The sequence below is a fragment of the Rhodococcus rhodochrous genome, from assembly GCF_014854695.1.
In the GTDB taxonomy this organism is placed as follows: domain Bacteria; phylum Actinomycetota; class Actinomycetes; order Mycobacteriales; family Mycobacteriaceae; genus Rhodococcus.
Genome location: NZ_CP027557.1, coordinates 4,648,009 through 4,664,593, shown reverse-complemented (window position 1 = coordinate 4,664,593; position 16,585 = coordinate 4,648,009). Strand labels below are relative to the sequence as shown.

At 68.0% G+C, this 16,585-nt stretch carries 15 protein-coding genes; 7 read left to right on the top strand and 8 right to left on the bottom strand.

The features are described 5' to 3' along the window. Positions 1-9 precede the first annotated feature (9 nt). Complete coding sequence (locus C6Y44_RS21225; protein WP_192378585.1) at positions 10-717, top strand: HNH endonuclease family protein; 708 nt, start codon at positions 10-12, stop codon at positions 715-717. A gap of 16 nt (positions 718-733) precedes the next feature. Here the strand turns inward: C6Y44_RS21225 and C6Y44_RS21220 are convergent, their stop codons facing one another. After that, on the bottom strand, positions 734-2,854 hold the full coding sequence (locus C6Y44_RS21220; protein WP_159417515.1) for a thiamine pyrophosphate-dependent enzyme: 2,121 nt from the start codon (positions 2,852-2,854) through the stop codon (positions 734-736). Between the two features lie 20 nt (positions 2,855-2,874). After that, the gene (locus C6Y44_RS21215) at positions 2,875-4,221 is read right to left on the bottom strand and encodes a cytochrome P450 (RefSeq protein ID WP_159417516.1); all 1,347 of its coding nucleotides are present in this window, start codon (positions 4,219-4,221) and stop codon (positions 2,875-2,877) included. Between the two features lie 138 nt (positions 4,222-4,359). On the opposite strand from C6Y44_RS21215, the gene C6Y44_RS21210 reads away from it, so the two are divergent. From C6Y44_RS21210 to C6Y44_RS21200, 3 genes are read left to right on the top strand one after another with little or no spacing between them, the layout of a single operon-like run. After that, on the top strand, positions 4,360-5,259 hold the full coding sequence (locus tag C6Y44_RS21210; protein WP_120280360.1) for an alpha/beta fold hydrolase: 900 nt from the start codon (positions 4,360-4,362) through the stop codon (positions 5,257-5,259). Beyond that, the gene (locus C6Y44_RS21205; RefSeq protein WP_159417517.1) at positions 5,244-5,705 is read left to right on the top strand and encodes a fluoride efflux transporter FluC; all 462 of its coding nucleotides are present in this window, start codon (positions 5,244-5,246) and stop codon (positions 5,703-5,705) included. Before C6Y44_RS21210 ends, C6Y44_RS21205 begins: the two co-directional genes overlap by 16 nt. Further along, on the top strand, positions 5,702-6,070 hold the full coding sequence (locus C6Y44_RS21200; protein ID WP_159417518.1) for a fluoride efflux transporter FluC: 369 nt from the start codon (positions 5,702-5,704) through the stop codon (positions 6,068-6,070). Before C6Y44_RS21205 ends, C6Y44_RS21200 begins: the two co-directional genes overlap by 4 nt. Here the strand turns inward: C6Y44_RS21200 and aroD are convergent, their stop codons facing one another. From aroD to C6Y44_RS21185, 3 genes are all read right to left on the bottom strand, one after another. Further along, a complete protein-coding gene (gene aroD / locus C6Y44_RS21195) occupies positions 6,071-6,841 on the bottom strand; it encodes a type I 3-dehydroquinate dehydratase (protein WP_159417519.1) in 771 nt (256 codons plus the stop codon). 42 nt (positions 6,842-6,883) lie between these two features. Beyond that, entirely contained in the window at positions 6,884-8,527 is a 1,644-nt protein-coding gene (locus tag C6Y44_RS21190) for an MDR family MFS transporter (protein WP_159417520.1), read from the bottom strand. Positions 8,528-8,644: 117 nt separating this feature from the next. Continuing rightward, the gene (locus tag C6Y44_RS21185) at positions 8,645-8,968 is read right to left on the bottom strand and encodes a hypothetical protein (RefSeq protein WP_024102029.1); all 324 of its coding nucleotides are present in this window, start codon (positions 8,966-8,968) and stop codon (positions 8,645-8,647) included. Between the two features lie 112 nt (positions 8,969-9,080). Between C6Y44_RS21185 and C6Y44_RS21180 the strand changes: the two genes are divergently transcribed. After that, positions 9,081-10,655 carry an SGNH/GDSL hydrolase family protein gene (locus C6Y44_RS21180; protein WP_159417521.1) on the top strand — a complete coding sequence of 525 codons (1,575 nt, stop codon included), beginning with the start codon at positions 9,081-9,083 and terminating at the stop codon, positions 10,653-10,655. A gap of 4 nt (positions 10,656-10,659) precedes the next feature. Here C6Y44_RS21180 and C6Y44_RS21175 read toward each other — a convergent pair whose 3' ends face one another. Together C6Y44_RS21175 and C6Y44_RS21170 are read right to left on the bottom strand one after the other, a co-directional pair. Next, positions 10,660-11,040 carry a hypothetical protein gene (locus C6Y44_RS21175; protein ID WP_120280354.1) on the bottom strand — a complete coding sequence of 127 codons (381 nt, stop codon included), beginning with the start codon at positions 11,038-11,040 and terminating at the stop codon, positions 10,660-10,662. Positions 11,041-11,107: 67 nt separating this feature from the next. After that, positions 11,108-14,419, bottom strand: a complete 3,312-nt coding sequence (locus C6Y44_RS21170) for a bifunctional proline dehydrogenase/L-glutamate gamma-semialdehyde dehydrogenase (RefSeq protein ID WP_192378584.1) — start codon at positions 14,417-14,419, stop codon at positions 11,108-11,110. Positions 14,420-14,547: 128 nt separating this feature from the next. On the opposite strand from C6Y44_RS21170, the gene C6Y44_RS21165 reads away from it, so the two are divergent. Further along, positions 14,548-15,384 carry a DUF1206 domain-containing protein gene (locus C6Y44_RS21165; RefSeq protein ID WP_159417523.1) on the top strand — a complete coding sequence of 279 codons (837 nt, stop codon included), beginning with the start codon at positions 14,548-14,550 and terminating at the stop codon, positions 15,382-15,384. A 3-nt stretch (positions 15,385-15,387) separates the two neighbouring features. Here C6Y44_RS21165 and C6Y44_RS21160 read toward each other — a convergent pair whose 3' ends face one another. After that, positions 15,388-15,816, bottom strand: coding sequence for a hypothetical protein (locus C6Y44_RS21160; RefSeq protein WP_192378583.1), 429 nt, complete (start codon positions 15,814-15,816; stop codon positions 15,388-15,390). A gap of 236 nt (positions 15,817-16,052) precedes the next feature. Here C6Y44_RS21160 and C6Y44_RS21155 point away from each other — a divergent pair, with 236 nt between their 5' ends. Continuing rightward, positions 16,053-16,559, top strand: coding sequence for a VOC family protein (locus C6Y44_RS21155; RefSeq protein WP_159417525.1), 507 nt, complete (start codon positions 16,053-16,055; stop codon positions 16,557-16,559). The last annotated feature ends 26 nt before the right edge of the window (positions 16,560-16,585 follow it).

The window sequence follows — 16,585 nt, the reverse complement described above, 5'->3', positions numbered from 1 at the left end:
TATCGACACATGGCGAGTACCCGTACGTCGTCCATTCCCCGCTGGGTCTGGGTCCTGTGCTTCATCGTGGTCAGCGTGGTCGTCGTCCTCCTCGAACCGGTGGGGGACGACGAGCCGGCCGGTCCCGGCGGGAGCCCGGTCGAGAACCCCTCCGAAGCGCTCGAGGCGTTGGCGGCACTGCCCGTCCGGCCCGCCGAATCGCAGAGCGGCTACGACCGCTCGCTGTTCGGTTCGGCCTGGACCGACGAGGTGACCGTCGACCTGGGGCGCAACGGCTGCGACACCCGTAACGACATCCTGCAGCGCGACCTCGTCGACGTCTCCTTCGAGCCCGGGAAGAAGCAGTGCACCGTCACCGCCGGCACGCTCCAGGACCCGTACACAGGGAAGACGATCTCCTTCCGTCGCGGGGTCGAGACCTCGGCCGCCGTGCAGATCGACCACGTCGTCGCCCTGTCCGATGCGTGGAAGAAGGGCGCCCGCCATCTGGACGATCAGCAGAAGCGGAATCTCGCGAACGATCCGCGCAACCTGATCGCCGTTGACGGCCCCACCAACCAGGGCAAGGGCGACTCCGACGCGTCGGAGTGGCTGCCGCCGAACACCGCCTTCCACTGCGAGTACGTCGTGCGGCAGATCGAGGTGAAGACGACCTACGAGCTGTGGGTCACCCAGGCGGAGCACGACGCGATGTCGCGGATCCTCTCCTCCTGCTGATACCGCTTCCTGCTGATCACGCCTCCAGCAGCGCCCGCACGATGTCGTCCTCCGACATCAGCACGTGCGCGGCTGCGGGCCCGAGCGGCACGTAGCTGTCGTGGGAGGTGACCCGCGTGATCCGGCCCTGCCACGCCTCGTCGACGAGCGCTGCGACGACCGCTTCCGCGACACCTCCGCTGCGGCGCGTCTCGTCGACCACCACCACGCGCTCGAAGCGACGGACGTGTTCGAGCAGCGCGGTCGTCGGCAGCGGCGACAACCACTGCAGGTCGAGGACGGTCGCCGCGACTCCCGCGCGACGGACGGCACGCAGACTCATCGGCACCCCGTTCCCGAAGGTCACCACCAGCACGTCGCGCCCGTCGCCGTAGGTGCACACCGATCCCGGTGGAAGCCCGGCGGTGTCGGGGACCTGCTGCCACAGTCCGTCGCCCTCGTCGTAGAGGTCGCGCCGGTGGTACAGCGCGATCGGCTCCAGGTACACGCACACCCGGCCCTCCTGACGTGCCAGCTCGACGCACGTGCGCAGCAGGGCGCCGGCAGTGGCGGGTGAGCTCGGCACGGCCAGCACGAGACCGGGGATGTCGCGCAGCACGGCGACGGAATCGTCGTTGTGGAAGTGCCCGCCGAAGCCGCGCTGGTAGGGCAGGCCCGCGATGCGCACGACCATCGGATTGCGGTACCGCCCGTCGGAGAAGAACGCCAGGCTCGCGGCCTCACCGCGCAGTTGATCCTCGGCGTTGTGCAGATAGGCCAGGTACTGGATCTCCGGGATCGGCAGCATGCCCGCGACGGCGAAACCCAGCGCGGTGCCGAGGATCGTCTGCTCGTCGAGCAGGGTGTCGAACACGCGCAGGCGTCCGAAGCGCTCCTGCAGTCCTCGGGTGACCCCGTAGACCCCGCCCTTGAGGCCGACATCCTCCCCGAACACACAGGTGTGGGGATCCTCCTCGAGGAGTTGCCCGAGCGCGCGGGTCACGGCCCCGGCGAGCGTGAGTGGTTCACCGGCCGGATGCGGATCGTCGTCGACGAGCACGAGCCCGGATTCCAGCGGCCGCATCACCTCGGCGGTGGTCGCCAGTCGTGGCGGCCGGGTCAGTGAGTCCGCGACGGAGTCGACCTCGGCTCGGATCCGCTCGTACCGGTCGAGAATCCCTGCAGCATCGAGCACTCCACGCGCGGCGAGTTCGCGGGCGGTGCCCACCAGCGGGTCCCGTTCGTGATCGGCAGCGAGATCCGATGGACTGCGGTAGGCCGACTCGACGTCGGAACCGGCATGACCGAGAAAACGCACCGCCCGCACGTGCAACAGGATCGGTGCCCGGGTCGTGCGCACCGTCTCCGCGGCATCGGTTGCGGCAGTGAGCATCTCCACCGGATCGGCGCCGTCCACCGACCGGTACTCGATCCCCGGATACGACGACAGCGACCGCTCGAGCCAGCCGGGTGGGGTGGGCACGCTGATGCCGAGCCCGTTGTCCTCGCACACCAGCAGCAACGGCAACGACAACCCGCGGTGCCGGCAGTAGGCGGCCGCGTTCAGGGCACCGACCGCCGTCGAATGGTTCGCCGAGGCGTCACCGAAACTGCACACCACCACCGAATCCCACGGCCACGCCGCGGCGAGCCCGAGTCGCTGCATCCGCGGTAACGCGAGAGCGAGCCCGACGGCCCGTGGCAGGTGCGAGGCGATCGTCGACGTCTGCGGCAGGATGTTCAGATCGGCGTTGCCGAACACCTTGTGCCGACCGGCCGAGATCGGATCGAGCGTGGACGCCGCGCATCCGGCGAGCACGTCGCGGATCGGGGTGCTGCCCTCGACGAGCGACGCGCGACCCGCGTAGAAACCGCCCGAACGGTAGTGCAGCAGAGCAGGATCCGTCACCCGCGTGCACAGGCCCAGCGCGGCGTTCGATTCGTGGCCTGCCGACGCGATGGTGTAGAAACCCTCACCGCGTCCCTGCAGGGTGCGAGCCGCGAAATCGAGGTGCCGCGACTGCACCTGGGCGTCGAAGTACCGCACCAGCAGGTCGTGGTCGACCCGCCGGTCGACCGGCAGCTCCGGCGGAGCGTGCTCCGGCAGAGCGCGCACGGCGGTGACGAAACGTTCGTCGAGTTCGTCGGCGGCGGTCACTCCTTCTTTCTACGCCCTGATCACCTCGGAAGGAGGTGGATCGGACCCCCGTCGTTCGGGAACGGCAACGACGTGAAGTTCATCGGCGCGACGTAGTCGGCCGGCACGTGCCAGCGGAAACGCAACAGCAGATGGTGCAGCACCGTCTTGATCTCGGCTCCCGAGAAGTGCATGCCCAGGCACCGATGCGCGCCACCGCCGAAGGGCGCCCATGCGTACTTGTGCACCTTGTCCTCGCGGCGCTCCGGCGAGAACCGCTCGGGATCGAAACGTTCCGGGTCGGGCCACAATTCGGGCATGTGATGGGAGAAGTGCATCCCCAGATTGAGGAGGGTCCCCTTCGGGACGAAGTGGCCGAGGATCTCGGTGTCCTTCGCCGCGCGTCGCACGACACCCGGCACCGGCGTCACGAGCCGCTGGCATTCCTTGATCACCAGATCCAGCGAGGTCGATTCGTCGAGTCGGTCGAAACTCGGCGTGGTGGTGCCGAGCGCGTCGGACTCCTCGCGGCAGCGTTGCTGCCATTCGGGGAACTGGCCGAGATACTGCATCGCCGTCGACAGTGTGATCGTCGAGGTGTCGTGCGCGGCCATCATCAGGAAGATCATGTGATTGACCACGTCGTCGTCCGAGAACCGTTCGCCTTCTTCGGATTCGACGTGGCAGAACACCGAGAAGATGTCGTCGCCGTCCCCTGCGCGACGCGCGGGGAGGTAGTGCCGGAAGAACTTCTCGAGGCGTGCCCGTCCCACGATGCCGCGACGCCACCGCGTGCCCGGCAGCGGGTAACGCACGATGGCGGTGGCCGCCTGCACACATCCGATGAAAGCCCGGTTCACCTCGTCCATCTCGCGGTCGGACGACCCTTCGGCGCCGCCCATGAAGATCTCCGTCGCGAGGCCCAGGGTCAGTTCCTTGAGTGCCGGGTACACGCGGAAGTCGTCGCGCGGCGTCCATCCGTCGAGGGTCCGTTCGATCGACGGGTGCATGCGGTCGGTGTAGAGGGACAGCCGGTCGCGGGTGAAGGCCTGCGACATGATGCGACGGTGCGCGGTGTGCTCGTCGCCGTCGAGCAGCATGAGTCCACGGTCGAAGAACGGCCCGATCAGGGCACGCCAGCCCGGTCCGTTCAGCAGCGCGCGGTCGCGGTTCTGCAGGGCCGCGCCGACGGCGTCGGGTCCGAGCAGCACCACCCAGGGCCGGCCGGCGAAGCGGAACCACGAGACCGGACCGTGCTCGTGGTACCGATGCGTATATGCCGCAATGGGATCGCGCATGTACTTCAGCGCGTAGCCGACGTAGGGGAGGCCGCTGTCGCCCGGGACGGGAGCGAGGCCTGGAGGTGGGGGAGCAAGCATCTTCGTCACGGGCGCATCTCCGGGTGGTCGGAATCTGACGCTGACTGTTGTCAGATCCAATGTAGCGTGCATCACATCTCGGTTGCGTCGATTCGTCCCACGGGACGGTTGCTGGTCGGGCGTGCGGGTGCGTGCCATGCTGGCGCCATGGACGTCGAACGCCCCAAGCTCGAAGGCACCGTCGCGGTCGGGGAGGGCCGCCGGCTCGGTTTCGCCGAGTTCGGGTCGGCCCAGGGCCGCACGGTGTTCTGGCTGCACGGCACACCGGGTGCGCGTCGCCAGGTTCCCATCGAGGCCCGCGCCTTCGCCGAACGGAACCACATCCGCCTCATCGGGATCGACCGTCCGGGGATCGGGTCGTCGACGCCGCACATCTACGAGAACGTCCTCGCCTTCAGCGACGATCTGCGCATCGTCGCCGACACCCTCGGGGTCGACCGCATGGCTATCGTCGGACTGTCCGGCGGCGGCCCCTACACCCTCGCGGCGGCCTATGCGCTGCGTGAACGGGTCGTCGCGGCCGCGGTCCTCGGCGGTGTGGCCCCGGTGGCCGGTCCCGAGGCGATCGACAGCAACCTGATGAAGCTGGGCGCCTTCGTCGCGCCGGCGCTGCAGACCGCGGGCGTCCCGATCGGTGTGGCGGTGAGCGCGGCGATCCGCGTGGTGCGCCCGTTCGCGTCGCCGATCATCGACCTGTACGGGCGGCTCTCACCCGAGGCCGACCGCCGCCTGCTCGCCCGTCCCGAGTTCAAGGCGATGTTCCTCGACGACCTGCTCAACGGCAGCCGACGTCAGATCTCCGCGCCGTTCTCCGACATCGTCGTGTTCACCCGCGACTGGGGTTTCCGCGTCTCCGACGTGAAGGTTCCCGTGCGGTGGTGGCACGGCGACACCGACCACATCATCCCGATCGAACACGGCCTGCACATGGTGGACCTGCTGCCCGACGCCCAGTTCCACCACCTGCCCGGCGAAAGTCATCTCGGGGGTCTCGGGGCGTCGGAGGAGATCCTCACTACTGTTCTGGGGTTGTGGGACCAGGACTGACCGGGAGCGAACGCCCGCTGCCGAGAGCGCTGCACCTGCGACCGTCGGCGCTGGCGGCGGTCGCCGTGGGCGGCCTGCTCGGGACGAGTGCCCGCTACGGCCTCGGCCGGTGGTTGCCCGTCGAGTCCGGGGGCTGGCCGGTCACGACCTTCGCGATCAACGTCCTCGGTGCACTGCTGCTCGGCTTCCTGCTCGAGGCACTGATCCGTATCGGCCCCGACACCTCCTGGCGGCAGGCGGCCCGGCTCGGAGTGGGTACCGGTGCGCTGGGCTCGTTCACCACCTACAGCGCGCTCGCCGTCGACACCGACCTGCTGCTGCGCGACGGGCATCCGCTCGCCGCGGCGACCTACGCGCTGGGCACCGTGCTCGTCGGCCTTCTCGCGACCGGCGTCGGTGTCGCGCTGGGCGCGTGGTTCGGGAATCGCCGAGGGGCACGGCGATGATCGCGGTGTGGGTGGCGCTGGCGGGCAGCCTCGGCGCGGTCGTCCGCTTCGTCGTCGACAGCGCTCTGCGTGCCCGTTCCGGGTCGTCCCTGCCGTGGCCGACGGTGCTGATCAACGTCACCGGTTCGCTGCTGCTGGGGATACTGGCCGGTGCGGTGCTGTTCCACGACGCCCCCACGGCGATGCTCACGATCGCGGGAGTCGGTTTCTGTGGTGGCTACACGACCTTCAGCACGACCAGCGTCGACTCCGTTCGTCTGATCGTGGCGCGCCGCTACGCCGCCGCCGCGGCGATCGCGTTCGGCACGCTCGCGACCACGCTCGTCGCGGCGGCCGCCGGGCTCGCTCTCGCCGCCGTGTGGTGATCAGAGGGCGCGGTCGATGAGGCCGAGCACCGAGCGCAGTTCCTCGGCGGCGACCTGACCGGGCGCCGAGGCGGTGCCGACCATCCCGAACGTCGCGGCCGACCCGAAGACCTGACCGGCGATCCGCGACACCACGCCGAGACCGCCCATCGACATGGTGATCAACGGGCGGTCGGCGTGATCCTCGTGCATGGTGCGGGTCGCGTCGAGCAGCGTGAGCACGTCGGTCGTCGACCGCGGCATGACGGCGATCTTGCAGATGTCGGCGCCGAGCTCCTGCATTTCGCACAGCCGCGCGACGATCTCGTCCTTCGGCGGAGTGGCGTCGAAGTCGTGGTTCGACGCCACCACCGCGACACCGCGTGCGTGCGCCGCCGCGACGATCCGCTCGACGGCGGCACGGTCGCGGCGGTACTCGACGTCCACCAGATCCACCGCGCCGCTCTCGGCGAGCGCGACCGTCAGATCGGCGTACGCCTCGTCGTCGATCGCGATCTCCCCGCCCTCGTTCGCGGTGCGGCAGGTCGCGAGCAGGGGAGTGCCCTGCAACTGCTCGGCCAGGGCGCCGGCCTGCGCGTCCACCGAGGCGACATCGTCGACGGTGTGGAAGAAGTCCACGCGCCATTCGACGACGTCGGCCCGATCGGCGACGGCCGCGATCTGTTCGCGCAGCACCTCGGGGGTGCGGCCGGTGACGGGGACGACGATCGTGGGTGCGCCTTCACCGATCACCACGTCCTTGACGCGAACCGGTGTGATCGTTCGTCCCACGTGCCGTCTCCGTTCCCTCGTCCGATGACCGGACCTATTCGATCACGGCCGCTTCGAACCGCTGTCTGCAGTGTCCGCGCCGGCCTCGGTTCCCTCGACGACCACGACGGCGTCGTCCTTCGCCGTCTTCGACGGGTCGGCGACGGCCTCGCCACGCGCGACCATGAGTGCTTCGTCGGAGAGCGGGATCTCCTTGATGAAGCACGCGAGGACGAACGCGATGAGCAGGAACGGGATGAGGTACCAGAAGACCGGTGCCAGCGAGTCGGCGTAGGCGTCGATGACACCTTCGCGGACGGGATCGGGCAGGAGTTTCATCGCTGCCGGATCGACGGTCGCGGTGGCCTGGCCGGCCTGCTCCGGCGTCGCGCCGGCCGCGGTGAAGACCTCGACGAGCTTCTCCGACAGGCGGTTGGTGAAGATCGTGCCGAAGATCGCCACACCGAGCGCCGCACCGACCTCGCGGAAGTAGTTGTTCGAGCTCGTCGCGGTGCCGATCTCGTCGGCGGGCACGGCGTTCTGCACGATCAGGATGACGACCTGCATGATCAGGCCGAGACCCAGACCGAAGGCGAACAGCATCGAGCAGATCACCCACAGCGGGGTGTCGCCCTCGAGCGTGGTCAGCCACAGCATGCCCGCCGCGGTGATCAGCGAACCCGCGATCGGATAGATCTTGTAGCGCTGGGTCTTGGTGATGGCCAGACCTGAGCCGATCGAGGTGATCATCAGACCGGCCATCATCGGCAGCAGCAACAGGCCCGAGACCGCGGCCGAGGTGCCCGACGACATCTGCAGGAAGGTCGGCATGAAGGCGATCGCGGCGAACATGCCGAGACCGAGGACGAAGCCGATGGCGGTGGCGTTGACGAAGATCGAGTTGCGGAACAGCGACAGCGGGATGATCGGGTCCTGCGCGCGCGACTCGACGAGCACGAACAGGCACACGAACACCACGAGACCCGCGCCGAACGCCCACGTCAGCGGATCGTCCCAGCCGCGGTCGGCGTCGCCGCCGAAGTCGGTGAAGAAGATCAGGCAGGTCGTGGCCAGCGACAGCGTGAGCACGCCGAGGACGTCGATCCGCTTCGTGGGCTTCTTCGACGGCAGGCGCAGTGCGATCCAGGTGATCACGAACGCGATGATCCCGACCGGGATGTTGATGTAGAAGCACCACTCCCACGTCAGATGGTCGACGAAGAAGCCGCCCAGCAACGGGCCGCCGACGGCCGACAGGCCGAAGATCGCACCGAGCGGGCCCATGTACTTACCGCGTTCGCTCGCGGGCACGATATCGGCGATGATCGCCTGCGACAGGATCATCAGACCGCCGCCGCCGAAGCCCTGGATCGCGCGGAAGACGACGAACGTCCAGAAGTCGTCGGTCATCGAGCACGCCGCGGACGCGAGGGTGAACACGCCGATCGCGATGAGGAACAGGTGCCGGCGCCCGAAGACGTCGCCGAACTTGCCGTAGATCGGCATCACGATGGTCACCGCGAGCAGGTAGGCGGTGGTGATCCACGCCTGGTGTTCGACGCCGCCGAGCTGCCCGACGATCGTGGGCATGGCGGTTGAGACGATCGTCTGGTCCAGGCTCGCGAGCATCATGCCCGCGATGAGCGCGGAGAAGATGATCCAGATCCGTCGCTGGGTGAGAACCAGTGGTTCCGAAGTGGTGGTCACGGTGTTCCTGTCGGAATAGGAATATCGAGCTGTTACGTGAAGGTGGCCTGCACAGGAGTGAGGCGATCGAGAATTGTTGCACTCGGTAACTTCTGCTGCAAGGCGATTTCCTCCCGGTCACTCGAACCAGGACCGCACGGGCGGTTTGACCCACATGATCTTCTCGTCCTCGTCGGTGCGGACCGCTGCAGGATGGTCGGGGTGCTTCTGCGCCCACGCCGTCTTCTCGTCCATCAATCTCGCGGCGAGTTCCCAGGTCTCCATCGTGCGCGGCGGATGTGCATCCGCTGCCCGTGCCAGTTTGCGTCGCGTCTCGTCGGTCATGGCGAGCAGTTCGGCTCCCGAGATGCCGCGGTTCCATGCATACCGGGCCAGGGTCACGGCCTTGTCTCGCCGGTTCTTCTCGGCGCGATCGGTGTGGGCGAAGTCGGCGTCGCTCATGCTCCGAAGGTACGCGCCGGCCCGGACAGGCTTCGCCGTCGACGAGGTGCCGGATCCGGCCACCACGACGTTGCTGTCTGCCTACCCTCGATGAGGGGGCTGAGGAGGCGTGATGACGGCCGACGAGATCCCGGACGGCACACCGGACACGGTCGTGGCCCGTGCCGCCGAACCGCCGCGGGTGCCGGTGTTCGACCCGACGCTCGGCATCGACGTTCCCCGGTCCTTCCGCGGCACTCCACCACATCGATTGGTGGCTCTCGGCGATTCCCTGCTGCAGGGCTTCCAGAGCGGCGCGATCTACAACACCGACGTCTCCGTCCCGGCGATCGTCGCCCATGAGCTCGGCGCCGACCTGCGGTACCCGCGCTTCGGCGGGCCGGGCGGACTGCCGCTGAACGTCGAAGTGCTGCTGCGCCGGATCGAGCAGCGGCACGGATCCACGCTCGAACCATGGGAACTGCCGACCGCACTGTTCACCGCGCAGGGTTTCATGGACGAGGTCGAGGACTACTGGGAACGCGGACCCGGTGCGACACCACCGCTCGTCGGATATCTCCACAACCTGTCGTGCTTCGGCTGGGATCTGCGCGACGCGCTGCAGAAGACCGCCCGCGACTGCGCCGACCGCATCGCCACACCCCGCGACGATCTCGTGCGGCAGCTCGTCGAGAACAACGGGGAGCGGGCGGCGCTGTACGTCTACCCCAACGCCGACGACCGGCGTCGCGAGATGACGCTGTTCGACGTCGCCACCGAACTCGGTGCCGAGCATGACGAGGACACCGATGCGGGCATCGAGACCCTCGTCGTTTTCCTCGGTTCCAACAATGCACTGCGGACCATCACCGAACTGCGCGTCGTGTGGAGCGGCGACGACTTCCGCGACCTCGACGCGAAACAGGCCTACACGATCTGGCGACCCGAGCATTTCGACAGCGAGTTCGCGGAGGTCGTCGCGAAGCTCCGGAACATCGGCGCGCGGCACGTGGTGCTGTGCACCGTTCCGCATGTCACCATCGCCCCCATCGCCCGGGGAATCGGGACGAAGAACGGCTCCCCGTACTTCCCCTACTACACCCGGCCGTGGGTGGACGCGCGCCGCTTCGACGCGAGCCGCGACGAACACATCACCGGTGCGCAGGCCCGCATGGTCGACGCCGCGATCGATCTGTTCGACGAGACGATCACCCAGGCGGTCGCCGATGCGCGTCGCGCGGGACTGGATTGGTATCTGCTCGACACCGCGGGCATCCTCGACCGCCTGGCCGCCCGCCGCTACGTCGACGACCTCGATGCGCGACCCGCATGGTGGCAGCCGTACCCGCTACCGCCGGCGCTCGCCGCACTCGATCCGGTGCCCGACACACGTTTCCTGTCGGCGGACGGTCACGGCGGTCGCGACAGTGGAGGGTTGTTCTCCCTCGACGGTGTGCACCCGACGACGGTCGCCTACGGGATCCTCGCGCAGGAGATCATCGACGTGATGGTGCGTGCCGGCGTCGAATTCCGATCGCCGAACGGAACGGTGCGAAACGGTCCTGTCGCCGTGGATTTCGATCGGCTGATCCGGCACGACACCCTGGTGTGCACGCCACCGCAGAACATCGATTCGACGCTGTCGATCCTGGGTTGGGTCGACGAGGTGCTCGACGTGTTCCGGGTGCAGTTGCGGTTCGGTCTGTGAGGGATCAGGTCAGGTTGACGACGTGTTCGTGAGATGCGACGGCGTCCTGCATCTTCTTCCGCGAGAGCGTTCGCGGACCGCACGCGCAGCCCGAGGGGATTTCGTCGTCCTCGAACTGGGTTGCCTCGAGGGTGTCCACGAATTCCGAATTGAGTGATGTGCCGTTGTGCGGGGTGGCTTCGCGATCGCGGTTGCCGCGTCCACCCGGGCCACTGCGGGAGACCACCACCTGTCCCTCGGAAGTCTTGTAGACCGCGGCGAGGGTGTGTCCCTTGGGGCAGCGCACCTTGACGACGGCCTTCTCGGTGCGTTGGGGGCCCAGTTCTTTCACCGCGGCGAGTGCGCGCTTGCGACGTTCGGTCGGGGGTGTCGTGGCGATATCCATTTTCCTATTCCACCTCACAGTGTCGGGGTTCACAGGGCCTTCGGCAGAACCGCTTCGGGGTTTGTTTTCAGATGATCTCGTCGGTGAGCCGGTTCGGTGTGCCGAATCGATGAGCGGTGATCGTGACGGACTGTTCGGCCAGGAACGGCAGCATTTCGATTCGTCCGGATCCGGTCACCGGATGGTCGAACACCGCAATGTCGCATCGGGCGTTCCATTCGGCGGGCGGCGCTGCACCGATCAGACGGACCCGCGCCGGGGCCACGTCGACGATCCGTTCCTCCCATTCCGCATCACTCTCCACGCGCACGCGACCGTCGAAACGTGCTGTAATCGAGCATCTTACGAGATCGACGGCGAAAGCCGAAGAGATTTCCACCGGCGCGCCCGCTCGGGCTGCGGCACCGAGTACGCGCACGAGTTCGTCGGGCCGCCCCGCCTCACCGAGGCGTACGTGTGTGCGAACGGGCCGGTACCGGAACAGGTTCCGCTCTGCCGAGAGTCCTGTGACATCGTGTGCCACAGCGAATTCCGACGTCCATGCTCGCTCGTCGTCCTCGAACGCCCGGCGCAGCGCGTCCTCGTCCCGGACGCAGGGTTCCCAGGAACCGAAGCCGAAGAGATAGTTCGGCCCGCCCGCCTTGAAGCCGGCTCCTACCGACGACTTCTTCCAACCGCCGAACGGCTGCCGTCGCACGATGGCACCGGTGATACCGCGATTCACGTACAGATTCCCGGCCTCCATCCGATCGAGCCAGCGGGCGATCTCGTCCGAATCCAGCGAGTGCAGACCCGCCGTGAGTCCGTAGTCCACCTCGTTCTGGATCGCGATCGCCTCGTCCAGATCGGCGGCGGTCATCACCCCCAGTACCGGACCGAAGAACTCGACGAGATGCGTGCGCGACCCGCGTGGCACCCCGGTGCGCACGCCGGGCGTCCACAGCCGGCCCTCCTCGTCGAGCCGTCGCGGTTCGACGAGCCACGACTCGCCGTCCTCGAGTTCGGTGAGCGCGGTGAGCAGCTTGCCCCGAGCCGGTTCGATCAACGGTCCCATACGGGTTCGCGGATCGTGCGCAGGACCGACCGGTAGCGACCGCACCGCGTCGACGAGCTGGTCGCGGAACCGACGGGAGCGCGCGACGGAGCCGACGAGGATCACGAGCGACGACGCCGAGCACTTCTGTCCGGCATGCCCGAACGCCGACTGCACGACGTCGCGCACCGCCAGATCCGGATCGGCGCTCGGCGTCACGACGATCGCGTTCTTGCCGCTCGTCTCGGCCAGCAGCCGCATCCCCGGACGCAGCGAACGGAACAGTTCGGCGGTCTCGTAGGCACCGGTGAGCACCACCCGGTCGACGCGGGGGTCGGAGACGAGCTTCGTGCCCAGCGATCGTTCGTCGGCATGGACGAGGTGCAGGACGTCGCGGGGCACGCCGGCATCCCACATCGCCTCGGCGAGCACCGACCCGCACCGCGCCGTGAGCGTCGCGGGTTTGAGGACCACCGCCGAACCGGAAGCCAGCGCCCCGAGCGTCGACCCTGCCGGGATCGCGACCGGGAAGTTCCAGGGCGGTGTGACGACCGTGAGGGTCGACGGCACGAACCGCGCACCGTCGATCGCGTCGAGCGCGCGGGCGCGCTCGGCGTAGTACCGGGCGAAGTCGATCGCTTCCGAGACCTCCGGATCGGACTGGTCGAGGGTCTTACCGCCCTCGGCCGCCATCACCTCGAGCAGATCGGCGCGACGCGCTTCGAGCACGTCGGCCACCTGTTCGAGGATCCGTGCGCGCTCGGCACCGCTGCGGGCACCCCAGGCGCGACCGGCCGCCGTCGCGTCGACCAGCATGCGCTCGAGTTGTTCCTCGGAGGAGAGGGTGTGCGCACGCACGGTGTCGATGCCGAGCTTCGACGACGGCACCCGCTCGAGGATGCGGCGACCCCACTCCCGGTTCTGCGGCAGGGACGGATCGGTGTCCGGCGTGTTCGTGAACACCTCCGGCGCCGGGATGGGCGGCTCCTGTCGGTTCTGCGTGCGGTTGGGGGAGGGGACGCCCTCGTCGAGCGCCGCCACCGACGCGCGGAACCGCTGCTCCTCGCGTTCGAACAGGGCGGGGTCGTCGGCGAGATCGAACACCGCCGACATGAAGTTCTCCTGCCCCGAACCCTCGTCGAGTCGACGCACCAGATACGAGATCGCGACGTCGAACTCGTCGGGGCGGACGACGGGCGTGTAGAGCAGCAGGCTGCCGACGTGTCGACGGATCACCTCGGCCTGGCTCTGCGCCATGCCGAGCAGCATCTCGACGTCGATCCCGTTCCGCACGTGCCGGCGACCGGCGAGCTCCCACGCGTAGGCGATGTCGAAGAGGTTGTGCCCGGCCACCCCGATCCGTACGTTCTCGATCCGCTCGGGTGTGAACGCGTAGTGCAGCAGCCGCTTGTAGTTCGTGTCGGTCTCCTGCTTGGTGTTCCACGTCGCGAGCGGCCACCCGTGCAACGACGCGTCGACTCGTTCCATCGGCAGGTTGGCACCCTTGACCACCCGGATCTTGATCGCGGCGCCGCCGCGTGCGCGTCGCGCCGCCGCCCACCGCTGCAGTTCGATCATGGCGGTCAGGGCGTCGGGTAGATACGCCTGCAGCACGATCCCGGCCTCGAGACGGAGGAACTCGGGACGGTCGAGCAGCGTCGTGAACGCCGCGACCGTCACATCCAGGTCGTGGTACTCCTCCATGTCGAGGTTGACGAATTTCGGCGTCGGTGAGGTCGCGGCGAGGCGGTACAGCGGGGTGAGCCGCTCGACGATGTCCGCGACGGTCTCGTCGAAGGCCCACGGCGAGTGTGGCGCGACGGCCGCCGAGACCTTGAGCGAGACGTAGTCGACGTCGTCGCGTGCCAGGAGTGCGAGGGTGCCCTCGAAACGGCGGCGGGCCTCGTCGTCGCCGAGGACGGCCTCTCCCAGCAGATTGAGGTTGAGCCGGATGCCGGGTCGTTGCAGTCGTGCGATGGCCCGGCCCAGCGCGGCATCGTCGGTGTCGACGACGAGGTGACCCACCATCGCCCGGAGCGCGCGCCGCGCGGCAGGGACGACGAGGTGGGGGAATCGGGGACCGATCGTGCCGCCCGCCCGCACGGCCGCGCGGAGATGGACGGGAAGGAAATCCGGTATGTTCCGGGACAATTCGGCCAGGGCGTGCGCTGCGGTCGCCGGATCCTCGGGGCGGATGACCTCGTCGACGAAGCGCACCGTGAACTCGAGTCCGTGGGGGTCCTTCAGGACGTCGGCGAGCCGGCGGGCCGCACGGTCGGGTGCGACCTCCGACGATTCCTCCACCCACCGGCGGGCCAGGGCGACAGCATCCTCGACGATCCGCACGGTGCGCCTCCGATCGACGGCGTTTCGAACCTGACGCCAATCTACCCACAGGAGCCGGTTCGCGTTTGTGGTCCGCGGTGTCGGGAATACAGCGCGAGGGGACAGTCCCGACCGATGAGGAGACGAGAGTGAACCGTCAGGCCCCGGCGTCGCGTGGCGCGGCGTCATCCGCCGAGCGCGTCGCGCAGAACGGTGTGTTCGAGAAGTTCGCCCGTGCCGGCTACGTCGGCAGTGGCATCGTGCACCTGCTCATCGGCTACCTCGCGATCCGCGTCGCGTTCGGCCGCAGCGAGCAGGAGGCATCGCAGTCCGGTGCGATGGCGGAGCTGGGCGAGCAGCCCGGCGGGAAGATCGCGTTGTGGATCGCCGTCGTCGTCTTCGTGATGATGGGCCTGTGGCGGTTCGCCGAGGCGACCTTCGGCAAGGCGTCCGAGCCGGAACAGCCCGGCACCGACATGAAGGACAAGGCGTTCGACCGTTTCAAGGCCGCCTGCGTCGGTGTCGTCTACCTCGCCTTCGCGTACACCGCGTTCGGGTTCGCCCGCGGCAGCGGCAAGTCCAGCGGTGAACAGAACGCGGGACTGACGGCGAAGCTGCTGCAGTCCGGCGGCGGCAAGTTCGTCCTCGTCGTCGCGGGACTCGTCATCCTCGGGGTGGGCGCCTACCACGTCTACAAGGGCGCGTCGAAGAACTTCGTCGACGACCTGAAGAGCCACCCGAGTACGTTCGTGAAACGCCTCGGTCTCGTCGGGTACGTCGCGAAGGGGCTCGCGCTCGGCCTCGTCGGTGTGCTGGTGATCGTCGCGGTCTTCCAGGCCGACCCACAGAAGGCAGCGGGGCTCGACGGCGCGCTGAAGACGTTGGGCTCGCAGCCTTTCGGCACGGTGCTGCTGATCCTCATGGGCCTCGGTATCGCGGTCTACGGCCTCTACAGCTTCGTCATGGCCCGCGACGCGAAGATGTGACGCTCAGTCGTCTGCGTCGTCGAACCAGAAGGACTCGGTCGCGACGTAGTGGAGGGTCGGTGGGCCGGGCAGGTCGAATTCGATCGCGCCCACCGGCCGCAGCTCCCCGTCGTTGTCCTCGCAACTGGCGGTCGCGATATTGGGCCCCGCGGCGATCCCCGTGAATTCGATGGTCTGGTAGTTCGCTCCGAAGATCTCCGCGGTTCCGGACTCGCCGGTGCCGAGCGCCGCGACGCAGATGAAGGGGTAGTCCTCGTCCGGTGGAGAGGTATAGATCAACTTCAGCAGCACGGTGTCTCCGCGGGTGCTGACGGTCCACAGTCCTCGGGTGTCGGTGTCCGCCGCTGCGCTCGCGGCGGGTGCGAAACCGGCGAGCAGTGCGAGCGGTGCGAGCAACGCGACCGTCGCACGCAGGGTCCTGCGTTGGTTCATGGGATCTCCTCGGAACGGCGTTGAGCCCCCGACACATTCATCGTCCGCACCCGATATCTGCGGGAACGGGCGAATCGGATGTTCGTGAAGAAGACGTGACGGCGACGAGATCGTCGTACTCGGTCCGTGACTCCCCGGGTCACGAAGTGCTACCACCTCGACCAACTAGTTGACAACGCAACTAGTTGGGAGCATCCTGGTTGAGAAAGCAACCACATCGGGAGGAAGGTGGATCGATGATCGCCGACGAGCAGCAGCGCTCCGAAGAATTCGAGCGTCGGCGTGCACTCATCCGCGACGCGCACCTGAAGCCCGCCGACGCGCGCCCGCAGTCGTCAGCGCGGGGACTGCACCACACCGCGCTGATCAGCAGCGACGTCGAACGGACCGTGCGCTTCTACCAGGATCTCCTCGAGTTCCCGCTGACGGAGCTGATCGAGAACCGCGACTATCCCGGCTCCTCGCACTTCTTCTTCGACATCGGCAACGGCAATCTGCTGGCCTTCTTCGACTTCCCCGGTCTCGACGTCGGTCCCTATCAGGAGGTCTTCGGCGGTCTGCACCACATCGCGATCAGCGTCGCCCTGCCCACCTGGGAACGCCTGCGCGACAAGCTGATCGACGCGGGTGTCGAGCTCGTCGAACACAGCGACGTCTCGTTGTACTTCCGCGACCCCGACGGTGTTCGTCTCGAGCTGATCGCCGACCCGCTCGGCGAGATGTACGGCTCGAAGGTGCTGTAGCGCGAAGTAAGGGGAGGTTGTGTGCG